Source organism: Amycolatopsis sp. YIM 10 (genome assembly GCF_009429145.1).
Lineage (GTDB): Bacteria > Actinomycetota > Actinomycetes > Mycobacteriales > Pseudonocardiaceae > Amycolatopsis.
The window spans coordinates 4,047,920-4,070,514 of record NZ_CP045480.1 but is presented as its reverse complement, the minus strand read 5'-3'; the positions used below and the strand labels follow the sequence as shown (position 1 = coordinate 4,070,514).

The window sequence follows — 22,595 nt, the reverse complement described above, 5'->3', positions numbered from 1 at the left end:
ATGTCGACTATTCCTCAGGAGCTCGCCACCGAACCGGACCTGCGGTTCCCGGAGAAGTTCCTCTGGGGCGCGGCGACGGCCTCGTTCCAGGTGGAGGGGTCCACCACCGCGGACGGGCGGGTTCCGTCCATCTGGGACACGTTCTGCGCGAAGCCCGGAGCGGTGCGCAATGGGGACACCGGCGACCCGGCGGCCGACCACTACCGGCTGATGACCAAGGACGTGCAGCTGATGGCCGAACTCGGCCTCGGCGCGTACCGGTTCTCGCTGGCCTGGCCGCGCATCGGCACCGATCCCGCCCGCCCCAACCGGACCGGGCTGGACTTCTACCGGCGCCTGGTGGACACGCTGCTCGAGCACGGCATCACCCCGTGGCCAACGCTGTACCACTGGGACCTGCCGCAGTCGCTGGAGGACAGGGGGGGCTGGGCGAACCGCGACACCGCCTACCGCTTCGCCGAGTACACCGAGGCGGTGCTGACCGCGCTCGGTGACCGGGTGGACACCTGGACCACGCTGAACGAGCCGTGGTGCTCGGCCTTCGCCGGGTACGGCAGCGGCCGCCACGCACCGGGCCGGACCGAGCCCGACGCCGCGGTCGCCTCCGCGCACCACCTGATGCTGGCGCACGGCCTCGCCATCGGCGTGATCCGCGCGCACGGCCGGTCATCGGCGGGCGTCACGCTCAACCTGTTCCCGGTGCACGCGGCGAACCCGGACGACATGGCCGACGTGGAGGCCGCGCGCCGGGTGGACGGCGTGCAGAACCGGATCTTCCTGGAGCCGATCCTGCAGGCGCGCTACCCGCTCGACGTGCTCGACGACCTGGCGCCGTACGGCATCAACGAGGTGATCAAGGACGGTGACCTGACCACCATCGCCGCGCCGATCGACATGCTCGGCGTGAACTACTACCGCGACCACCACGTTTCGGGCCATTCGGACGCCGGCTCCGGGCTGCCGTCGGAATGGGTGGGCGTGGAGTACGCGAGCTTCCCGGCCCGCGGGTTGCCGCTGACCGACTCCGGCTGGGAGACCAACCCCGGCGAGCTGACCTCGCTGCTGGTCGACCTGCACCGGAAGTACCCGCGTTTGCCGTTGTACGTCACCGAAAACGGGGCGGCCTACCCCGACCACCTCACCGCCGACGGCACCATCGACGACCACGACCGCGTGCGGTTCCTGGAGTCGCACCTGGCCGCCGCGCACGCGGCGATCGACCGCGGGGTGGACCTGCGGGGTTACTTCTACTGGTCGCTGCTGGACAACTTCGAGTGGGCCGAGGGGTACGCGAAGCGGTTCGGACTGGTGCACGTGGACTACGGCACGCAGCGGCGCACACCGAAGCTGAGCGCACGGCGGTATTCGCGGATCATCCGCGAGAACGGCCTCAGCGCGGAAGGGGTCTCCTGATGGCGGCAGTGACCTATGCCGGGGCGAGCCGGGTCTACCCCGGCAAGCCACCGGTGCGGGCGGTGGACCAGCTCGACCTGGACGTGGCCGACGGCGAGTTCCTGGTGCTGGTCGGGCCGTCCGGTTCGGGCAAGTCGACCGCGTTGCGCATGCTCGCCGGGCTGGAGGAGATCGACGAGGGCACCGTGCGGATCGGTGAGCAGGACGTCACCTCGATCCCCTCGCGGGACCGCGACATCGCGATGGTGTTCCAGAACTACGCGTTGTACCCGCACATGTCCGTCGGCGAGAACATGGGTTTCGCGCTGAAGCTGCGCCGCACGCCGAAGGCCGAGATCGCCGAACGGGTGCTCACCGCGGCGCGGCTGCTGGACCTGGAGCCCTACCTGGACCGCAAGCCGAAGGCGCTTTCGGGCGGGCAGCGGCAGCGGGTGGCGATGGGCCGGGCGATCGTGCGGGAGCCCTCGGTGTTCCTGATGGACGAGCCACTGTCCAATCTGGACGCCAAGCTGCGGGTGGAGACGCGGGCGAACATCGCCGCGCTGCAACGGCGGCTGGGCACCACGACGGTCTACGTCACGCACGACCAGGTCGAGGCGATGACCATGGGGCACCGCGTGGCGGTGCTCAAGGACGGCTTGCTGCAGCAGTGCGCGACCCCGCGTGAGCTGTACGACCGGCCCGCGAACTCGTTCGTGGCGGGCTTCATCGGTTCGCCGTCGATGAACCTGCTGACCGTGCCGATCACCGAAGGCGGGGCACGGATCGGCTCGTACGAGGTCCCGCTGCGACGCGACCACCTGCGCGACACGAAATGGGCGGGCCTCACGGAAATCACGGTCGGTGTGCGTCCGGAGGCGCTGCGCGTGACCGGCGCGGCCGACGACGCGATCAAGCTGACGGTCGACCTGGTCGAAGAACTCGGCGCCGACGCGCTGGTGCACGGCACCACCCCGGAAGACGAGTCGCTGGTGCTGCGCATCGACGGCCGCCTGGCGCCCAGCATGGGCAAGTCGCTGCGGATCGCCGTGCGGGACCCGAACGAACTGCACCTGTTCCACCCGGTGACCGGAGAACGCGTCAACAACTGAATCCCGACGTCGCCGGGCGGCACAATCCCGCCGCCCGGCGACGCCACGCAACCACCCACACCTACCCCATCCCGATCCAAAGCCAAACACGGCGAAGGCCCCTGAGCCAAGGCATCTTTCCCGCCTTGAACTCAGGGGCCTTCACCGTAGTCACACCGAAAAACCGGGATGGCTACTTACAAGTGGAACCATTCACCGCGAAACTGGCCGGGGTTATCGCAGGACCAGAACTGGACGCGTTGAACCCGATGGTCACCGACCCGCCAGGCGCCACCGAAGCGTTCCACGGCAAGTTCACCGCCGTCACCTCAGCCCCCTTCTGCGACCAAGTCGCCGCCCACCCATGCGTGAGCTTCTCGTTCCCGGCGAACGCGAACTTCAGCGTCCACCCGTTCCACACCACAGCGCTGGTGTTCTTCAGCGTCACCGAAGCGGAAAGCCCGGTGTTCCAACCGTTCGCCGCATACGTCACCGAGCACGACGACGAAGGCGCCACAGTGGACTTCTCCGCGGTCCAGTTCGACAACCAGGCCAGCGCCGAGTTCCAGTTCACCGTCACCTCGTTGACCGAGTACGCCTCGATGTGGTCGACGAAGCACCGCTGCGCCGGGCAGCCCTGGAGCAGACCGGCCGCGATCGGGTCCTGCAGCGCGCTGTTCGGCCCGCCCGAGAGTGCGCCGGGCGGCGCGATCGGCAGGTCCGGGTCGAGCTGGTTGGCCCAGTGCCGGTGGTGCACGTTCCGCACCGGCTGGTCGCCCCAGCCCGAAACGTAGGAGTAGTTCACCGGGTTCCGCCCGAGCAGGTAGTTCATCACCGCGAACGCGCCTTCACGGTACTTCGGCTGCTGGGTGAAGTCGTATGCCAGCGCGAGCACCACGCCGTTGTTGGCGACCAGCCCGTTGGAGCCCCATTCGTACGAACCGTCCTGCGTGCGGTACGGCGCCGGGTGGCCCTGCGTGGCCATCTGCGACAGGTGGCCGTCCGCGGTGGTGGTGATCGCCTGCTTGATCGCGGTGACGTCCGCGGCGGGCAGCGTGGTCGGCACCAGCGCCAGGGTGATGTCGCCGAGCGCGCCGGTCGAACCCCAGTCGAAACCGCGGGTGTTGAAGCTCGCGCCCTTGTACAGCGGCGAACCGGTGACATCGGCCTGGTACTTCCCGGTGGTGGCGAACAACTCCGCGGCCGCCCAGTAGAACTCGTCGGTCACCGTGCCGTCGCTGTAGGCGCCGCCGCCGGTGCCGTCGTTCGGGTCGGCCAGTTTCGCCGGGTTCGCCTTCGCGGCCTGGTAGGCCTTCTCGGCCGCGGTCAGCGCCTGCGCGGAGAACGCCGGATCGATGTTCTTCCACAACCGGGCTGCCTGTGCCGCCACCGCGGCCAGGTTCAGCGTCGCCGCCGTGCTCGGCGCGGACAGGCGCCGCACCTGCGCGTCCTCGTGCGGCAGCGTGGGCAGCGCGGTCCACTGCGCGTCGTGGATCTTGTGGTGGGCCATGCCCGCCAGCGGATTACCGTCGGGCACCTGCATCTTCAGCAGGAAGTCGACCTCCCACCTGGCTTCGTCCAGGATGTCCGGCACACCGTTCCCGCTCTCCGGGATGGCCAGCTTGCCGTCACCCAGCGCCGCCGCGTCACCGACGCGCAGCGCCCGCTCGTACTCGTTCAGCAGCTGCCACACCGAAATCCCGCCGTTGACCACGTACTTGCCGTGGTCGCCCGCGTCGTACCAGCCGCCGGGCACGTCGAGGGTGTACCCGCAGGCGACCCCGGCCAGGCACGGCACGTCGTTGTCGCCCTGGTTGGGCGCCACGTTCAGGTGCCCGGCGGGCCGCGCGTACTCCGCACCGGCGTACTCGGCCTCGATCGGCGTGCCGCTGCGCTGGTGGTAGAAGAACGAAAGCGAGTCGTAGCGCAGGTCCTTGAGCACGTCCGGCGAGATGTCGAACGGGTGGCTGGTGTCCACGCCGACGGTGAGCGTGTAGCCGGTGCCCACCGTTTCGTAGGCGGAGAAGTCGACCAGGTGCACGTTCTCGCCGGAGTTCGGGTCCAGGCCCTTCGGGGTGCTCTGCCCACTCGCGACCGCGGTGCCCGCCGAGTTCTTCAGCGTCCACGGCACCGGCGTGGTGGCTTCGTTCGCCACGCTCGCCTGCTTGGGCAGACCAGGCAGGTAGCCGACCTGGTTGACCCGCACCGGGGCGGCGGGTTCGAGTCCGGTGGGCGGTTTCACGCCGCCGACCAGCGAGACGTTGTCCACGCAGATGGTGTTGTCGAAGGACTGGCCGCCGAACCAGAAGGCCAGCTGCCCGTTGCCGGCGCCCGGGAAGTCCAATGTGGATTCGAAGGTGTGGGTGAAGCTCTGCGGCTCCGGGGTGAGCGCCACGTCGGTCCTGGCGATCTGCCGGTACGGATCGACCGACTCCCCCGCCACCGCCGAGATCGGCTGGGGCGTGGTCGCCCGCGCGTCGAACTTCAGCGTGTAGGACTGCCCGGCTTCGAAGGCCACCCCGTTCTGCCCGACCAGCGCGTCGTAGCCGTTGACCGTGCCACCGGTGACCTTCGTGCAGAACTCGCCGCCGACCACCGAACCGGTGGTACCCGAACCGTTCCACCACGGGTTGACCTCACCGGTGGCGAAATCCCCGTTGACCACGCGTTCGTATTCGGCGGCCACCGCGGCCGACGGCAGTGCCAGCAGACCGGCGGCCAGCACCGCGCCGGTAGCGGTCAGCGCACGCCATCGTGCTCTGTTCCCCATCGAGTCGATCTCCTTTGCTTGGCAAAAGCTGGATTGCCGCCGTAAGTGTCCACCTCGGACCGAGCGATGACCTCGGGAAACGGCGACTAGGAGCGCTCCCAAAAGGTACCCGCGAGCGGCCGGGTTTGGGAAGGTGGGCCGACCACCGGGACGGTGCGTATCGGCGCGTCGCCGCCACTCTCACTCCTTTGGCCCAGCACGCTGGACAGAACGGGCGGGGACGGTGGCTGGCCTATTCCCCCGGCCAGTCCGTCCGCGCTATGGTTTTCCTCCGCTTGGGAGCGCTTCCACACAGATTTCCCCGCCGGCATCGGCGCCGGGCGGGGAGCCGGAAGAAAGGAAGCGAAGAGTGACAAAGAAAAGGGCGGGTACCGCACTCGCCGCCGTCACCGCTCTGGTGGCGGGTTTGCTCACCATGGTGCTGGGCGCGCCGGCGGCCTCGGCACACGGCGCACTGATGAAAGCGGGCAGCCGGACCTTCCTCTGCTGGCAGGACGGGCTCACCCCGCAGGGCAATATCGTGCCGATCAATCCCGCCTGTTCGGCGGCGGTGAACCAGAGCGGGGCGAATTCGCTCTACAACTGGTTCTCCGTGCTCCGGTCCGACGGGGCGGGCCGCACCCGCGGCTTCATTCCGGACGGGCAGCTCTGCTCGGGCGGCAACCCCAGCTTCGCCGGGTTCAACGTGACCGGGAACTGGCCGCTGACGCACCTGACCTCCGGGGCGAACTTCAACTTCTCCTACAACGCCTGGGCCGCCCACCCGGGCTGGTTCTACCTCTACGTGACCAAGGACGGCTGGAATCCCAACGCCCCGCTGCGCTGGGACGACCTGGAGGACCAGCCGTTCCTGACCGTGGACCACCCCCAGGTCACCGGTCCGGTCGGCAACGTGGAGGGCCAGTACAAGTGGTCCGGCGCGCTGCCGTCGGGCAAGAGCGGGCGCCACCTGATCTATTCGGTGTGGAAGCGCTCGGACAGCGCGGAAACCTTCTACGGCTGTTCCGACGTCACCTTCGACGGCGGGAACGGCGAGGTGACCGGGGTCAAGGACAGCACGGGTACCCAGCCGGGCACCGGGAGCTGCCTGGCCGAGTACGCGGTCACCGGCACCTGGGACGGCGGGCACCAGGCCGAGGTCACCGTGAAGAACCAGGGCACCGCCCCGCTCTCGGGCTGGCGGGCGAACTGGACGCTGCCGGCCGGGCAGACGATCAACAGCGTGTGGAACGGCACGCAGACCCAAACCGGTGATCAGGTGACGGTGCGCAACGTGGAGTGGAACGCCGGAGTCGCGGCCAACGGATCCGCGAAGTTCGGGCTGTCGGTGAACTCGCCGGGCGGCAGTCCGACGGTACCGGCGGTCACCTGCCAGAGCCCGTAACCCGGGCCCACCACCGGCATCATTGGGGCGGCGGCCTCAGTGATGCCCGTGCTCGGGATCGGCGTACACGCAGCCGTCGACGTCGGCGGGCACCTGCGGCACCCGGTCGTCGCGGTAGTCGCACCGGAAGTAGTAGAGATCCAGCGTGCTCACGCCGAGAAAACCGGCCGAAACCGCGAATCCGTTACCGAAGGCGAAGGTGGGCCCGTCCCCGATCTTCCCCTCGGCCATCGCCCGTTGCCACGACCGCTGGAACTCCAGTTGCCGATCATCGCCGAACAACAGCAGGCCGACCTTGGGATATTCGGGCGAGACCGCGCAAGTGGCCCATTCCCGCACATACGGTTCGTAGAGCGCGGCGATATCGGAACCGACGAACGCGCGCAGATCGGCGGGCTTTTCCCGCACCACGCGCGCGCATTCCCCGGCTTTGTCCTCGACCCAGCCGATCACCTGGTCCATGGTGTCCAGCCGCGCGCCCAGCGCGGCCGAACCGCGTTCGGCGGGCGGCTCCTCCCCACCGCCCGCCGAACACCCGGTGAGCACGCACAGTGCGGCGAGCACGGCGGCACCGACCCGGTTCATGCGGCCTCCAACCCGATCCTGGGAGCGCTTACAGTGCGCGCCGATCCGTCCACGGTAGCCCGGTAAGCACTGGGGGACAACGCTTCGCGCACTGCCGGTCACTCCGCTCTTCCCAAACCGGGCGGCCGGGGCCTACACTTCTGGGAGCGCTCCCAAATGTGGATCACCGACTGCCCCGCGGATCACCGATGCGATGACCTCAACGAGGAGGCCGCAAGTGCCCCACCGCCGCTCACCACTGCTGTTCGCGGCCGCCGCCCTGCTGACCACCGCACTCGCCGTCCCGGCCTCGGCCGCGGCTCCGGCCGGGGCCTCGTCTGGGGCCTCCCCCGAGGCGTCCTTCAACTACGGTGAGGCGCTGCAGAAATCGATCCTCTTCTACGACGCCCAGCGCTCCGGCGTCCTCGGCCCCGGCAACCGGGTGAACTGGCGCGGTGATTCCGCGTTGACCGACGGCCAGGACGCCGGCCTCGACCTGACCGGCGGCTTCTACGACGCGGGCGACCACGTGAAGTTCGGCCTGCCCTTCGCCTCCAGCATGACCATGCTGGCCTGGGGCGCGGTCGAGGAAACCGCCGCGTACCAGCGCTCCGGCCAGCTCGGGCACCTGAAGTCGAACCTGAAGTGGGGCACCGACTGGCTACTCAAGGCGCATCCGCAGCCGAACGTCCTCTATGGACAGGTGGGCAGCGGCAATCCCGACCACGCCTGGTGGGGACCGGCCGAGGTGATGCCGATGGCGCGGCCGTCGTACAAGATCGACGCGAGCTGCCCCGGCTCGGACCTCGCCGGTGAGGCCGCGGCGGCACTGGCGTCCTCGTCCATGGTCTTCGCCGCCGACGATCCGGCCTACGCGCAAACCCTGGTACAGCACGCGAAACAGCTCTACCAGTTCGCGGACTCCTATCGCGGGAAGTACAGCGACTGCATCACCGACGCGGCCAACTTCTACCGCTCGTGGAGCGGGTACACCGACGAGCTGGTGTGGGCGGCGGCCTGGCTGTACCGCGCCACCGGCGATCCCGCCTACCTGGCCAGGGCCGAGGCCGAGTACGGCAACCTGGCCACCGAACCGCAGAGCAGCGAGCGGTCCTACAAGTGGACGATCGCCTGGGACGACAAGTCCTACGGCGCCTACGTGCTGCTCGCCGAGCTGACCGGCGGCGAACGCTACTTCACCGACGCCAACCGCTGGCTCGACTACTGGACCACCGGCCACAACGGACAGCGGGTGCGGTACTCCCCCGGCGGCCAGGCCCACCTGGACACCTGGGGGTCGCTGCGCTACGCCGCCAACACCGCCTTCGCCGCGCTGGTGCACAGCGAGAACGTGACCGATCCGGCGCGAAAGGCGCGATACCACGACTTCGGCGTCCGGCAGATCGACTACACCCTCGGTGACAACCCGAGGAAGTCGAGCTACCTGATCGGCTTCGGGCAGAACCCGCCGCGCAACCCGCACCACCGCACCGCGCACGGCAGCTGGACCGACAACATCCAGCAGCCGGCGCAGAACCGGCACGTGCTGCACGGCGCGCTGGTCGGCGGCCCCGGCCAGCCCGACGATTCCTATGTGGACAATCGAAGCGACTACGTGGCCAACGAGGTCGCCCTCGACTACAACGCCGCCTACACCGGCGCGCTGGCCAAGCTGTACGACGAGTTCGGCGGCACCCCGCTGGAGAACTTCCCGGTGCCGGAGACCCCCGACGGTCCCGAGTTGTACGTGCAGGGCGCGGCCACCCAGCAGAGCGCGACCTTCACCGAGGTGAAGCTGTACGTGCTGAACACCTCGGCGTGGCCGGCGCGAGCGCTGACCGGTGGCAAGGTCCGCTACTACTTCACCCTCGACGGCGCCACCACGCCCGCGCAGCTTTCGGTCACCACGCACTACAACCAGTGCGGCACGGCCTCCGCGCCGATCCAGCACAGCGGGAACGTCTACTACGTCGAGATCCCGTGCCCGGCCCCGATCGCCCCGGCCGGGCAGAGCGCGCACCGCAAGGAGATCCAGGTCCGGATCACCAGCACGGGCGCCTGGAACCCGGCCAACGACTGGTCCTACGCGGGACTGCCCTCCGGCAGCGGCGCGCAGCCGGTGAACACCGCGAACATCGTGCTGACCGATGCGGCGGGCGCCCCGGTCTGGGGCGAGGCCCCGGCGGGCTGAGGTGGCTCCGCCTCCCGATCCCCCGGACCGGGGCGGCTGACGCGCGCCGCCCCGGTCCGGTCTCCAACCTTCGGTTTTCCGCTGGACTCCGCTGGACTAGGAGGAAAAAGTTGAGATCACGACTATTCGCCCGGCGCAGGCGGGCGCGGCCGCTGCCCGCGCTGGCCGCGGTGGCCCTGATGGGGGCCGCGGCCACGGTGGGGCTGACCCCCGCGGCCACCGCCGCCGACGTGGCCTGCACGGTGACCTACAAGGTGGGCAGTGAGTGGGGCAACGGCTTCGGCGCCACCGTGGACGTGCGCAACGAGGGCACCGACGCGATCGCCGACTGGAACCTCACCTGGACCTTCGCCGACGGCCAGAAGATCACCGAGCTGTGGAACGGCACGCACACCCAGACCGGGGCCGCGGTGAGCGTGCGCGGCCCGGCCTGGCTGCGGACGCTCGCGGCCGGGGCCACCACGCAGGTCGGCTTCAACGCCAGCAAGGGCGCGCAGAACCGGGTGCCGACCGACTTCGCGGTCAACGGCACGGCGTGCACCGGGGCGAACAAGGCGCCGGGCGTGCAGCTGACCAAGCCCGCCGCGAACTCCTCCTACGCGGTACCCGCCGAGATCCCGATCGAGGCGTCCGCCAGCGACAGCGACGGCACCGTGCAGAAGGTGGAGTTCTACGCCGGCACGCAGTTGCTCGGCACCGACACCACCGCGCCCTACCAGCACAACTGGACCGGTGCCGCGGCCGGTGAGTACTCGGTGACCGCGAAGGCCTTCGACAACAAGGGCGCGACCTCGATGTCCAGCCCGGTCGCGGTGAAGGTGCTCGCCGCGCCCGCGGTGGTCACCACGCCGTCGAAGGTCAACGTCAAGCAGGGCGGCACCACCACGGTGGACGTCAAGCTGGCGGTGCAGCCCAGCGGACCGGTCACGGTGACCGTGGCCAGGGCGTCCGGCAGCGCCGACCTGACCGCCAGCCCCGCCACGCTCTCGTTCACCACGGCCAACTGGAACGTCGGCCAGCCGGTGACGATCAGCTCGGCGGCCAACGGCGGCACCCCGGCATCGGCCAGCTTCTCGGTCACCGCGCCGGGACTGACCGCGGCCCCGATCGACGTCACCGAACTGGACCCGGCCGCCTCCGACTACCAGGCGGCGTTCCTGGAGCAGTACAACAAGATCAAGGACCCGGACAGCGGCTACTTCCGCAACTTCGGCGGGCTGCTGGTGCCGTACCACTCGGTGGAGACGCTGCTGGTGGAGGCACCGGACCACGGGCACCAGACCACCTCGGAGGCGTTCAGCTACTACCTGTGGCTGGAAGCCGCCTACGGTCAGCTGCAGGGTGACTGGGCCCCGTTCAACGCGGCCTGGGCGTCGATGGAGAAGTACATCATCCCGGCGAAGGCCGACCAGCCCACCAACGACAAGTACAACCCGAGCAAGCCGGCGACGTACGCGCCGGAACACCCGCGGATGGACAAGTACCCGTCGCAGCTGGAAAGTTCGGTGCCGGTCGGGGCCGACCCGATCGCGGCCGAGCTGAAGGCCGCCTACGGCACCGACGACATCTACGGCATGCACTGGCTGATCGACGTCGACAACACCTACGGCTTCGGCCGCTGCGGGGACGGCACCACGGCCCCGGCGTACATGAACACCTACCAGCGCGGGTCCAGCGAATCGGTGTGGGAGACCATTCCGCAGCCTTCGTGCGACACCTTCGCGCACGGTGGCCCGAACGGGTACCTCGACCTGTTCACCAAGGACGCCAGCTACGCCAAGCAGTGGAAGTACACCAACGCGCCCGACGCCGACGCGCGCGCGGTCCAGGTGGCGCACCTGGCCAACCAGTGGGCCACCGCGCAGGGCAAGGGCGCGCAGATCGCCGACACCGTGAAGAAGGCGTCGAAGATGGGCGACTACCTGCGGTACGCCATGTTCGACAAGTACTTCAAGAAGATCGGCAACTGCGTCGGGCCGAGCAGCTGCCCGGCGGGCAGCGGCAAGAACAGCGAGCACTACCTGATGTCCTGGTACTACGCCTGGGGTGGCGCGACCGACACCTCGGCGGGCTGGGCGTGGCGCATCGGGGACGGGGCGGCCCACCAGGGCTACCAGAACCCGCTCGCCGCGCACGCGCTGGCCAACGACCCGGCGCTCAAGCCGGTTTCGGCCACCGGCGCGCAGGACTGGGCCAAGAGCCTGGAACGGCAGCTGGAGTTCCTGCAGTGGCTGCAGTCGTCCGAAGGCGGCATCGCCGGTGGCGCGACGAACAGCTGGGAGGGCAACTACGGCACCCCGCCGGCCGGGCTGCCGACCTTCTACGGCATGTACTACGACTACCAGCCGGTCTGGCACGACCCGCCGAGCAACCGGTGGTTCGGCTTCCAGGCCTGGGGTCTGGAGCGGGTCGCCGCGCTGTACCAGCAGACCGGGGACGCGCGGGCCAAGAAGATCCTGGACAAGTGGGTGCCGTGGGCACTGGCGAACACCACCGTCGGCACCGGCGGCCAGTTCGCCATCCCGAACGACCTGCAGTGGACCGGCAACCCGGACACCTGGAACCCGTCGGCTCCCGGCGCGAACTCCGGGCTGCACGTCAGCGTGCTCAACCACAGCCAGGACGTCGGCGTGGCCGCCGCGTACGCGAAGATCCTGCTGAACTACGCGGCCAAGTCCGGCAACACCGAGGCCAGGACCGTGGGTGAGGGCCTGCTCGACGCGATGCTGGCGCACACCGACGAAATCGGCATCGCGGTGCCCGAGACGCGGGCGGACTACAACCGCTTCGACGACGAGTACAACTCGAGCAGCGGCGAGGGCGTCTACGTGCCGCCGGGCTGGACCGGGGAGATGCCCAACGGCGACCAGATCGCCGCCGGGGCGGACTTCCTGTCCATCCGGTCGTTCTACACCGACGACCCGCAGTGGCCGAAGGTCCAGGACTATCTGGACGGTGGACCGGCACCCACGCTGACCTACCACCGGTTCTGGGCGCAGGCCGAGATCGCCACGGCGTTCTCGACCCACGTGCAGTTGTTCGGCTCGGCGTGACGAACTAGCCGGACAACCCGAGGACGCGGCCGCTCACATCGCCGTTCGCGGCCGCGAGGCCAGGCCCGCCATCCGCCGGTGGCGGGCCTGGCCGCATTTTCGGCCTCGCCTCCGGCGAGGCGGGCGAGGTGGTGCATTGCTCTTTGTGCCCCAAAGAGAATCGAGAGAGGTGCCCGATGAAGAAGAAGCTGGCTTTGATCAGTGTGTTGCTGGCGGCGATGGCCGCGTTCGCGGTGCCGGTCAGTGCGGCACCGGCACCGGCGCCCGGGTTCCAGGTGCAGAACGGGCGGTTGTACGAAGCCAACGGTGCCGAGTTCGTGATGCGCGGGGTCAACCACGCGCACACCTGGTACCGCGGTGAGACCGGCTCGTTCGCTGACATCAAGGCGCTCGGCGCCAACACCGTGCGGGTGGTGCTGTCCTCCGGCCACCAGTGGACCAAGAACGACGCCGCCGATGTGTCCAATGTGGTCTCCCTGTGCAAGCAGAACCGGCTCATCTGCGTGCTCGAAGTCCACGACACCACCGGCTACGGCGAGCAGAGCGCGGCGGTCTCGCTCGACGCCGCGGCGAACTACTGGCTGGAGGTGAAGAACTCGCTCATCGGCCAGGAGCAGTACGTCATCGTCAACATCGGCAACGAACCGTGGGGCAACACCGGCTACGCGGGCTGGACCGACGCGACGAAGTCCGCCATCCAGAAGCTGCGCGCGGGCGGGCTGACGCACACGCTCATGGTCGACGCGCCGAACTGGGGCCAGGACTGGTCGTTCACCATGCGCGACAACGCGGCCTCGGTGTTCGCCGCGGACTCGCGGAAGAACACGATGTTCTCGGTGCACATGTACGGCGTGTTCGACACCGCCGCGGAGATCACCGACTACCTCGGCCGGTTCACCTCGGCCGGGCTGCCGATCATGGTCGGCGAGTTCGGGCACGACCACTCCGACGGAAATCCCGACGAGGACACCATCTTCGCCACCACGCAGGCGCAGCGGCTCGGTTACCTCGGCTGGTCGTGGAGCGGCAACGGCGGCGGCGTGGAGTACCTCGACATGGTCACCGGCTTCAACCCCACCGCGCTGACCCCGTGGGGACAGCGGATCTTCAACGGGGCCAACGGCATCAAGCAGACGTCGAAGGAGGCCACCGTCTTCGGTGGTGACAACGTTGACACCCAGGCACCGACCACGCCGGGCACGCCGGCCGCGGCCGGGATCACCGCCACCAGCGTGAACCTGAGCTGGGCGGCGTCCACCGACAACACCGGCGTGACCGGGTACGACGTGGTGCGGATCAACGGCACCACCGAGGCGTCGGCGGTTTCGGCGAGCACGAACGCGGCGACCGTCACCGGGCTCTCCCCCGCCACGGCGTACACCTTCGCCGTGTACGCCCGCGACGCGGCGGGCAACCGCTCGGCGCGGTCGGGCACGGTCGCGGTGACCACCGGCCCGGCGGCCGCGGGCGCCTGCTCGGCCGGCTACCAGGTCACCGGGCAGTGGTCCGGCGGCTACCAGGCGGAGGTCACCCTGACCAACACCGGCACCAGCGCGCTCGACGGCTGGCAGCTCGGCTGGACCTTCACCGGCGGGCAGACCATCACGAACATGTGGCACGGGGTTCCGGTGCAGACCGGCGCCTCGGTGGTGGTCACCAACGCGGCCTACAACAAGGTCCTCGCGGCGGGCGGCTCGGTGAAGATCGGGTTCACCGGCTCGTGGACGGGCAGCAACCCGGCCCCGGCCGCGTTCGCCCTGAACGGCGCCACCTGCTCGGCGGCGTGAGCGTCCCGAATGTGGCTTTCGAGACTCCACAAGTCTCGAAAGCCACATTCGGACGTGGCTCAGCGGCGGCGCGGCAGGGTGGCGGTGACCAGCAGGCCCAGCAACATGCCCGCCGCGGCCAGCAGGATCGCCCGCGCGCCGCCGTCGGCCAGTGAAACCGCGCCCGCGTGTGAGACGGCGATCAGCACCGCCAGTCCCACCGCGTTGCCGACGTTGAGCGTCGTCGACGCCAGCCCCGAGGCCACGCCCTGCTCCCCCGCCGGAACGCCGGTGGCCGCGGCGATCCACATCGCCGTCCAGACCACGCCCTGCGCCACCCCGGAAACAACCAGCCCGGGCAGCGCGGCGGGCACCGAGCTGCCCTCGTCGGCACCCCACGCCAGCACGGCCGTCCCCACCACGCCGACGGCGAACGCGGCCAGCAGCGTGGTCCGCACCCCGAGCCGGTTCGTCATCCGCTCGCCGAGCTGCGTGCCGGTGGCGATCGCGATCGACGGCACCAGGAACAGCAGCCCGGTCTGCAGCGCGCTCAGCCCGTGCACGGTCTGCAGCAGCACGGTCAGGAAGTACGGCAACGTGCCGAAGGTGCCCATGAACAGGAAGGTCACCGCGACCGCCACCACCAGGCTGCGATTCTTCAGCAACCGCAACGGGAGCAGCGGGTCGCGCCCGCGTGCCTCCAGCCGGAGGAACAACGCCAGCAGCACCACCGCGGCGACCGCGGCCAGCACGATCACCGGGGACGCCCAGCCGATCTCCGGGCCCTGCACGAGCGCGAACACCAGCAGCGTGGCTCCCGCGGTCACCGACACCGCGCCCGGCAGGTCGAACCGCCGACCGGCCCGCGAAGCGACATCACGCGGGATCACCAGCAGCGCGGCGACCGCCGCCGCGCCCGCCAGCGGCACGTTGACCAGGAACACCGCGGGCCAGCCGAACGCCTCGGTGAGCACACCGCCGAGCAGCGCGCCGACGGTCAGCCCGCTCGCCCCCGCACCGCCCCAGACGGCGAGCGCGCGGTTGCGCCGCGGCCCCTCCTCGAACAGCGTGTTGATCAGCGACAGCGTGGACGGCAGCAGCAGCGCGCCGCCGATCCCCTGCACCGCCCTGGCCACCACGATCAGCGCCGGGCTGGTGGCGAGCCCGCCGGCCAGCGAGGACACCGCGTACAGCGCGAGCGCGGTGACGAAGATCCGGCGGCGGCCCAGCAGGTCCGCCGCGCGGCCGCCGAGCAGCAGGAAACCTCCGGCGAAGACCACATAGGCGCTGACCACCCACTGCTGCGTCTGCCCGGTGAAGCCCAGTTCGGCGCCGATCTCCGGCAGCGCCACGAAAACGATGTTCAGGTCGAGGGAAAAGATCAGTTGGGCCAGTGCCAGCAGTGCCAGGCTCCAGCCGGTGCGCTCCCCAGCGCTAATAGTACGCATAAACGCGTACTGTACGTCTGTACGTCAACAGTCGTATCAAGGGGTAGGATGGTGGTGTGTTCACCCCGCATCCCGAGCGCGAGCAGATCCGGCTGGACCAGGTGCTGGCCACCCTGGGCAATCCCATCCGGCTGCAGATCGTGCGGGTGCTCGCGGACGGCTCGGAGCGCAGCTGCGGCAAGATCATCGACGGCCTGTCGAAGTCCACGCTGACCCGGCACTGGCGGGTGCTGCGTGACAGCGGGGTGATCTGGCAGCGGCCCTACGGCCGGGAGAACCTGCTCTCGCTGCGGCGCGAGGACCTCGACGCCCGCTTCCCCGGTCTGCTCGACGCAGTGCTCAACGCCGAGACCTGATGAGCACCGTTCCCGCGGGATTGCTGGCTTCCGGAGCCTGGCAACGCGCGGGCCCGGCGGGCCGCCACTGGGTGGAAGGATTGCCGGGAACCTTCGAGCGGTTGCGCGCGCGGTGGTCGCTCACCCCCGACGGCCCGGCACTGCACGGTTTCCACTCGATGGTCCAGCCGGTCCGCCGCGGCGGGGAACCTCTGGTGCTCAAGGCTTCCTGGCCGGACGAGGACATCGACAGCGAAGCCCGCGCACTGTCCATCTGGGACGGACGCGACGCGGTCCGGTTGCTGGACGCCGAACCCGGCGACCACGCGCTGCTGCTCGAACGCGCGCACGCCGTTCGGTCCATCCGGTCGGTCCGCGTGGAGGACGCGCTCCCCCTGCTGGGCGGGCTGTTGCGCCGGATGGCCGTCCCCGCCCCGGACGGCCTGCGCCGGGTTTCCGCCGTGGCCGCGGAGATCCAGGACACGCTCACTTCCCGGTGGGAGGCCGCCGGACGCCCGTTCCCGCCCTCGCTGGCCGCACGGGTCGAGCACCTGGCGGGCGAGCTGAGCACCCTGGACGACCCGTACCTGGTCAACCGCGAACTGTCCTACGGCAAGGTGCTCGCCGCCGACCGCGAACCGTGGCTGGTGATCAGCCCGCGCGCGGTCGCCGGGCAGCTGGAGTACCAGGTGGCACCCCTGCTGTGGACCCGGCTCGACGAGATCGGCGGGCGCACCGCGGTGCTGCGGCAGTTCCGCCGCCTGGCGGTGGCGGCGGGCCTGGACCGCGACCTCGCGCGCTCGTGGACCGTAGTGCGCTCCGCCGAACATCTGCTGACCGGACTGGCCGCGGGCTACACCGAGGAGCCGGTCCGCTGCCGCCTGCTGCTCGACACGTTTTCCGGCACCCACTAGGGGCCCGCACACCAGCTCGCCTGCCGGGGTCCCGCCTTCGGCCGCTTGTCACCACGGTGCCGCGGTGGCCATAGTGTTAGCGCTCACTTCCGGTTTCACCCCGCCGACGCAAGGAGCCGGAGCATGCGCGTTCCCCGATGGCGAGCGGTTCTCGCCGCGCTCGCCGCAGCCGCCGCTTCGCTCGCCGCCGCACCGGCCGCCCAAGCCGCCGGCCCCGTCCCCCACTACGTGATGACGGCGTTCACCAACAGCAGCGAGTCGAACATGTACGTCTACGACTCGGCGAACGCCACGAACTTCAGCCTGGTCAGGGCGAACGCATACACCCCGCCGTCCGGCCTGATCCGCGACCCCAGCGTAATCCGGCACACCGACGGTTACTACTACCTCGTCCACACCACCAACTGGACCGGCGACACGATCGGTTTCGCGCGCAGCGCCGACTACGTCACGTGGACATTCCTGCGCAACGTCAGGGTCGGGCTCAACGGTTCGACCGGCAGCACGTGGGCGCCGGAGTGGTTCACCGACAGCGACGGCAGCGTCCACGTCATCTTCTCGGCCTCCACCGCGGGCACCGGTGGCCAGTTCCGCCCGTACCGGATCACCGCGGCGAACGCCGACCTCTCGGCGTGGACCTCCCCGGTCGCACTGGGCATCCCGGCGAACTACATCGACAGTTTCGTGGTCAAGGTCGGCGGTACGTACCACAACTTCCTCAAGAACGAGACCACCAAGTACATCGAGCACGCCACGGCTTCGTCCCTGAACGGCCCGTGGACCTTCCGGGGCACCGGCAACTGGGCCGGGTGGGGCGCCGGGCTCGAAGGTCCCGCACTGGTGCGGCTGCCGGACGGCCGGTGGCGCCTCTACTTCGACCAGTACGGCCAGCAACGGTACTACTACGCCGACAGCTCGGACCTGAATTCGTTCGGCGCGAAGGTCGAACTGCCCGGCTTGTCCGGGACAGCCCGGCATTTCACCGTGCTGCGGGAGGATTCGGGCGACGGCACGGCGGTGCCCGCGGGGAACCGTTCGCTGCGATCGGTCAACTTCACCGACCGCTACCTGCGGCACCGCGACAACCTCGCGTACGTGGAGCCGGTCAGCACGACCACCGGCAGGCAGGACGCCACCTTCACCGTCGTCGCCGGTCTCGCGAATTCGGCCTGCGTGTCGTTCCGTTCGCTGAACTTCCCGGACCGCTACCTGCGCCACTACAACTTCCGGGTGCGGCTGGACGCGAACCCGGGCGACGCGACCTTCGCCAGGGACGCGACGTTCTGCGGCCGCGCCGGTTTCGCCGGCGGGCTGTCGTTCGAGTCCTACAGCCACCCGGGCCGGTACCTGCGTCACTACAACTACGAGGCCCGCGTCGACCTGTACACAGCCGGGTCCGCGTTCGCGGGTGACGCCTCGTTCACGGTCACCGCACCGCTGGCCTGAGCGATTCCGGAAAGGACAGTCGATGAGGACGTTCCTGCGCGGCGTGGCGGCGGTGGTGGTCGTCGCACTGGTCACCGTGCTGCCGGTGCCGGCGGCCACCGCGGCACCGGCGGCGCGGTACACCAATCCGATCGCCGAGAAGCGGGCGGATCCGCACATCTTCAAGCACACCGACGGGTACTACTACTTCACCGCGACGGCACCGGAATACGACCGGATCGTGCTCCGCCGGGCGACGACCATCCAGGGCCTCGCGACCGCTCCGGAGACGGTGATCTGGCGCAAGCACACCACCGGCGAGATGGGCGCGCACATCTGGGCGCCGGAAATCCACTTCGTCAACGGCAAGTGGTACGTGTACTTCGCGGCCGGCCGGGCCGACGACATCTGGAAGATCCGCATGTACGTGCTGGAGAACTCCAGTGCCAACCCGCTCACCGGATCCTGGACCGAACGCGGGAAGATCACCACCCCGTGGGACACGTTCTCCCTCGACGCGTCCACGTTCACCGTGAACGGCGTGCGCTACCTGACCTGGGCGCAGCAGGAACCGGGGATCTCCACGAACTCCAACGTCTACCTCGCCCGCATGGGCTCCTCGCCGTGGACCATCACCGGGACGGTGACCCGCCTGACGGTGCCGACGCTGGCCTGGGAGACACGCGGGTACAAGGTGAACGAAGGACCGAGCGTGATCCAGCGGGGCGGCAAGCTTTTCCTGACGTACTCGGCGAGCGCGACCGACGCGAACTACTGCCTCGGCATGCTCACCGCCTCCGCGACGGCGGACCTGCTGAACGCGTCGTCGTGGACGAAGGCACAGAACCCGGTGTTCGCCTCGAACGACGCCACCGGCCAGTACGGGCCCGGCCACAACTCGTTCACCGTGTCCGAGGACGGCCAGAGCGACGTTCTCGTTTACCACGACCGCGATTACCGTGACATCAGCGGCGATCCGCTGAACGATCCGAACCGCCGCACCAGGGTGCAGAAGGTGTACTGGAAAGCCGACGGCACACCGGACTTCGGCATCCCCGTCCCGGACGGCGCGACGCCCGTGCGGCTGAGGTCCTACGGTCTCGCCGACCGTTTCGTGCGGCACTACGACTTCCGTGCCCGTGTGGACGCGAACGTGACTCCCTTGGCCGATTCGCAGTTCAAGGTCGTGACCGGGCTGGCGGGTTCGGGCACGGTGTCGCTGGAGTCGACCAACTTCCCCGGCTACTACCTCCGGCACCGCGACTACGAGCTGTGGGTCGAGCAGAACGACGGCAGTGCGGTGTTCCGCGGTGACGCGAGCTTCACCCAGCGGCCCGGACTGGCGAGCGGCTCGGGTGTGTCGTTCGAATCGCAGAACGTGCCCGGCCGGTACGTCCGGCATGTCGGCGGCTCGCTGTCCCTGCAGACCGTCAGCGACACGGCGGGCCGTTCGGCGGCCACGTTCGTCCTGGAGTAACCGGAGGTTCTCATGATCACCCGACGGACGGTGCTGTCCGCCACGGGCGCCGCGGTGGCGGCGAGCGCGGTGGGCGCACACGTCGCCGATGCCGACACCACCATCGCCGTCGACCCGGCCGCGGACTACGGGATCTGGGAAGGCTGGGGCACCTCACTCGCCTGGTGGGCCAACGTCTTCGGCGACCGCGACGACTTCGCCGACCTGTTCTTCACCACCGGTTCCGTGTCGTACGGGGGCGCGTCGCTGCCGGGACTCGGGTTGAACATCGCCCGCTACAACCTCGGAGCGTCCAGTTGGAACAGTGTGAACGGCGAGACGATGGTGGCGTCGCCGAACATTCCGCGGTTCAAGCAGATCGAGGGGTTCTGGCAGGACTGGAACGTCACCGACCCGAACCAGTGGAAATGGACGGCGGACGCCAAGCAGCGGGCGGCGCTGGCAAAAGCCGTCGCGCGCGGCGCGATGACGGAGTTGTTCGCGAACTCGCCGATGTGGTGGATGTGTGTCAACCACAACCCGTCCGGCGCGGCGAACGGCGGGAACAACCTCCAGTCGTGGAACTACCGCCAGCACGCGGTGCATCTGGCGGAGACCGCCCGGCGGGCCAGGGACAGCTGGGGCGTCGATTTCCGTACCGTCGACCCGTTCAACGAACCGGCCGCGACCTGGTGGACGGCCACCGGGACGCAGGAGGGTTGCCACGTCGACCCGGCCATCCAGCGGACGATCCTGCGGTACCAGCGGGAGGAACTGGACGCGCGCGGGCTGAGCGGCGTGCGTGTCTCCGCCTCCGACGAGTCGCTGTTCGACCAGGCGCACAGCACGTGGACCTCGTTCGACGCGGCCACGAAGTCGGTGGTGAGCCAGCTGAACGTGCACGGCTACCAGTACGAGGGCGGCCGTCGCGATCTCGTGTACAACGACGCGCGGACGGCCGGGAAGACCTTGTGGAACTCCGAATACGGCGACGGTGACGGCACGGGCCTGCGCATGGCGACCAACCTGTGCCTGGACTTCCGCTGGCTGCACCCGACCGCGTGGGCGTACTGGCAGGTGATGGACCCGACCGCGGGCTGGGGCCTGATCCGGTACGACGGGAACAGCGCGCAGGCGGGCGCGGTGGAGACGAAGCTGTACGTCCTGGCCCAGTTCACCCGGCACATCCGGCCCGGCATGCGGATCGTCGGCGCGAGCACGGACAACGCGGTGGCCGCCTACGACGCCACCGCACGCCGCCTGGTGCTCGCGGCGGTGAACACCGGTTCCGCGCAGACGATCACGTTCGACCTGTCCCGGTTCGCGGTCGTGCCGGGCGGCGCCGGCACGCGGTGGACGACCGTGACGTCGTCCGGTGGTGACCGCTACGTACGGCGGACCGACGTGGTGCCGGATGGCAGGCTGGTGCGCCTGGCTTTCCCGGCGGGCTCGGTGCAGACGCTGCAGATCGACGGTGTGGTGAGCTGACCGCGGGGACGGGTGGATATCGTTCGTCGGCACACGCGAACCGGGAGGAGCACGGGGTGGCCGAGGAACCGATCGACCTGGTCCGGCTGGGGTACGACAGCAACAGCATGCTCGTCCGGATCACCGGGGGCCAGGGGGCCGATGCGCTGATCGGCGAGTTTGTCGTCGATACCCCCTTCGTCCGCGGCAGCCTGCGTACCTCGATCCAGCCCGACGACCTCTGGCGCTGGCGGGATGCCCTGGACGCACTGGACGCCGATCACGAGGTCGTCTGGCGGGATGGCTCCCCCGGCCCCAGGCTGCACATCGAACGGGAAGCCGACCAGGAACTGGCACACGTCACCGTCGGCGACAACTCATTGGGCGGCGTGGTCGGCGATACCACGGTGTCGATCACCGTCCCCATGACCGACTCCTGGTTCGACGACGCCTACGAACGCCTCGACCTGATCCTGAAGACCTGGTCCCTCACCGAAGAGCAGTAGCCCGCGGCGCCACATCGGGCCGTTTCGGTCGAGACATCGGTCTTCGGTGCGAGGACTGTACCCCGGTACAGGTTTCGAGACGAATCGCGTAACGAAGGAATCACAACAGCGACATCAGGCGATTCGAGCCACTAGGACTGCTGGGACAGCATGGTGCCGTGCGGAAGGTGCCGTGCGGTCCTGCTAGCGCCGACCGGTGTGCCGGGTGTGCTGTTTCGGAATCGAGGATCGATGATCTCTACCGTCAAGCGCGCAGCCGTGGCTCTGGCCGTTCTGGTCAGCCTGGTACCCGTAAGCGCGGCAGCTGCGGACATACGGTCAGCGACCCACGTCCGGGCGGACCCACCACAGGCCGCGGCCGGAGTCTTCTATCTGCGGAACTACGCCACCACCAGATGCCTGACCGTACGCGGTTCCGCTGACGGCGCACCGGCTGTCCAGTACGACTGCCTTGGGTATCGAGATCAAAAATGGGTGATCAGCGACTACACCAACCCATCCGGGGCATACTCCTACAGCGTCTTGCGCAACTTGAACAGCGGGCTTTGCTTGTCCTTCAAGGGCACGGACACCCACTACGGCGCCCCCGCTTTCCAGTATCACTGTCACGGTGGCGCCGATCAGCGATGGATTCGAAAACTCAACATCCGCGGCGGGTACACGTACCGGAATTGGCAAACCGGGAATTGCCTGTCCGTGCAGGGCGCGAACAATGTTCCCGACGCCCCCGCATTCCAGTATTGGTGTCACGAGGGCGACGACCAGGTGTGGGTCTTGATGGCGGCGGCCTGAGAACTCGGCGCATCGTGCCGCGAGTGTGGCTTTCACGGCAA

16 protein-coding genes are annotated in these 22,595 nt (G+C 69.2%); 13 read left to right on the top strand and 3 right to left on the bottom strand.

Going from position 1 to position 22,595, the window contains the following annotated elements; all coding sequences use genetic code 11:
* Both YIM_RS19650 and YIM_RS19645 read left to right on the top strand, forming a co-directional pair.
* Positions 1–1,413 (top strand): GH1 family beta-glucosidase, encoded by a 1,413-nt coding sequence (locus YIM_RS19650; RefSeq protein WP_153031746.1) that lies wholly within the window; start codon positions 1–3, stop codon positions 1,411–1,413.
* On the top strand, positions 1,413–2,504 hold the full coding sequence (locus YIM_RS19645) for an ABC transporter ATP-binding protein (RefSeq protein ID WP_153031745.1): 1,092 nt from the start codon (positions 1,413–1,415) through the stop codon (positions 2,502–2,504). Before YIM_RS19650 ends, YIM_RS19645 begins: the two co-directional genes overlap by 1 nt.
* 172 nt (positions 2,505–2,676) lie before the next feature.
* On the opposite strand, the gene YIM_RS19640 is transcribed toward YIM_RS19645, so the two are convergent.
* The gene (locus tag YIM_RS19640; protein ID WP_153031744.1) at positions 2,677–5,253 is read right to left on the bottom strand and encodes a glycoside hydrolase family 9 protein; all 2,577 of its coding nucleotides are present in this window, start codon (positions 5,251–5,253) and stop codon (positions 2,677–2,679) included.
* 349 nt (positions 5,254–5,602) lie between these two features.
* On the opposite strand from YIM_RS19640, the gene YIM_RS19635 reads away from it, so the two are divergent.
* Positions 5,603–6,637 (top strand): lytic polysaccharide monooxygenase, encoded by a 1,035-nt coding sequence (locus tag YIM_RS19635; protein ID WP_228004834.1) that lies wholly within the window; start codon positions 5,603–5,605, stop codon positions 6,635–6,637.
* 36 nt (positions 6,638–6,673) lie between these two features.
* Here YIM_RS19635 and YIM_RS19630 read toward each other — a convergent pair whose 3' ends face one another.
* A complete protein-coding gene (locus tag YIM_RS19630) occupies positions 6,674–7,222 on the bottom strand; it encodes a hypothetical protein (RefSeq protein ID WP_153031743.1) in 549 nt (182 codons plus the stop codon).
* Positions 7,223–7,439: 217 nt separating this feature from the next.
* Between YIM_RS19630 and YIM_RS19625 the strand changes: the two genes are divergently transcribed.
* The 3 genes from YIM_RS19625 (at position 7,440) to YIM_RS19615 (ending at position 14,232) form a co-directional block, all read left to right on the top strand.
* Entirely contained in the window at positions 7,440–9,392 is a 1,953-nt protein-coding gene (locus YIM_RS19625) for a glycoside hydrolase family 9 protein (protein ID WP_228004833.1), read from the top strand.
* A gap of 110 nt (positions 9,393–9,502) precedes the next feature.
* On the top strand, positions 9,503–12,445 hold the full coding sequence (locus YIM_RS19620; protein ID WP_228004832.1) for a glycoside hydrolase family 48 protein: 2,943 nt from the start codon (positions 9,503–9,505) through the stop codon (positions 12,443–12,445).
* Between the two features lie 176 nt (positions 12,446–12,621).
* Positions 12,622–14,232 carry a cellulase family glycosylhydrolase gene (locus tag YIM_RS19615; RefSeq protein WP_153031741.1) on the top strand — a complete coding sequence of 537 codons (1,611 nt, stop codon included), beginning with the start codon at positions 12,622–12,624 and terminating at the stop codon, positions 14,230–14,232.
* 59 nt (positions 14,233–14,291) lie between these two features.
* On the opposite strand, the gene YIM_RS19610 is transcribed toward YIM_RS19615, so the two are convergent.
* Positions 14,292–15,659 (bottom strand): MFS transporter, encoded by a 1,368-nt coding sequence (locus YIM_RS19610; RefSeq protein WP_194240218.1) that lies wholly within the window; start codon positions 15,657–15,659, stop codon positions 14,292–14,294.
* A 56-nt stretch (positions 15,660–15,715) separates the two neighbouring features.
* Between YIM_RS19610 and YIM_RS19605 the strand changes: the two genes are divergently transcribed.
* From YIM_RS19605 to YIM_RS19575, 7 genes are all read left to right on the top strand, one after another.
* On the top strand, positions 15,716–16,015 hold the full coding sequence (locus YIM_RS19605; RefSeq protein WP_153031740.1) for a helix-turn-helix transcriptional regulator: 300 nt from the start codon (positions 15,716–15,718) through the stop codon (positions 16,013–16,015).
* The gene (locus tag YIM_RS19600; RefSeq protein ID WP_153031739.1) at positions 16,015–16,908 is read left to right on the top strand and encodes an aminoglycoside phosphotransferase family protein; all 894 of its coding nucleotides are present in this window, start codon (positions 16,015–16,017) and stop codon (positions 16,906–16,908) included. The genes YIM_RS19605 and YIM_RS19600 overlap by 1 nt, the downstream gene beginning before the upstream one ends.
* Positions 16,909–17,031: 123 nt before the next feature.
* On the top strand, positions 17,032–18,354 hold the full coding sequence (locus tag YIM_RS19595) for a glycoside hydrolase family 43 protein (RefSeq protein ID WP_153031738.1): 1,323 nt from the start codon (positions 17,032–17,034) through the stop codon (positions 18,352–18,354).
* A 22-nt stretch (positions 18,355–18,376) separates the two neighbouring features.
* Positions 18,377–19,810 carry a family 43 glycosylhydrolase gene (locus YIM_RS19590; protein WP_153031737.1) on the top strand — a complete coding sequence of 478 codons (1,434 nt, stop codon included), beginning with the start codon at positions 18,377–18,379 and terminating at the stop codon, positions 19,808–19,810.
* Positions 19,811–19,822: 12 nt separating this feature from the next.
* Positions 19,823–21,277, top strand: coding sequence for a glycoside hydrolase (locus YIM_RS19585; RefSeq protein WP_153031736.1), 1,455 nt, complete (start codon positions 19,823–19,825; stop codon positions 21,275–21,277).
* Positions 21,278–21,333: 56 nt separating this feature from the next.
* Positions 21,334–21,762 (top strand): DUF5959 family protein, encoded by a 429-nt coding sequence (locus tag YIM_RS19580; RefSeq protein WP_153031735.1) that lies wholly within the window; start codon positions 21,334–21,336, stop codon positions 21,760–21,762.
* 231 nt (positions 21,763–21,993) lie between these two features.
* Positions 21,994–22,554 carry an RICIN domain-containing protein gene (locus YIM_RS19575; protein ID WP_194240217.1) on the top strand — a complete coding sequence of 187 codons (561 nt, stop codon included), beginning with the start codon at positions 21,994–21,996 and terminating at the stop codon, positions 22,552–22,554.
* Positions 22,555–22,595: the final 41 nt, after the last annotated feature.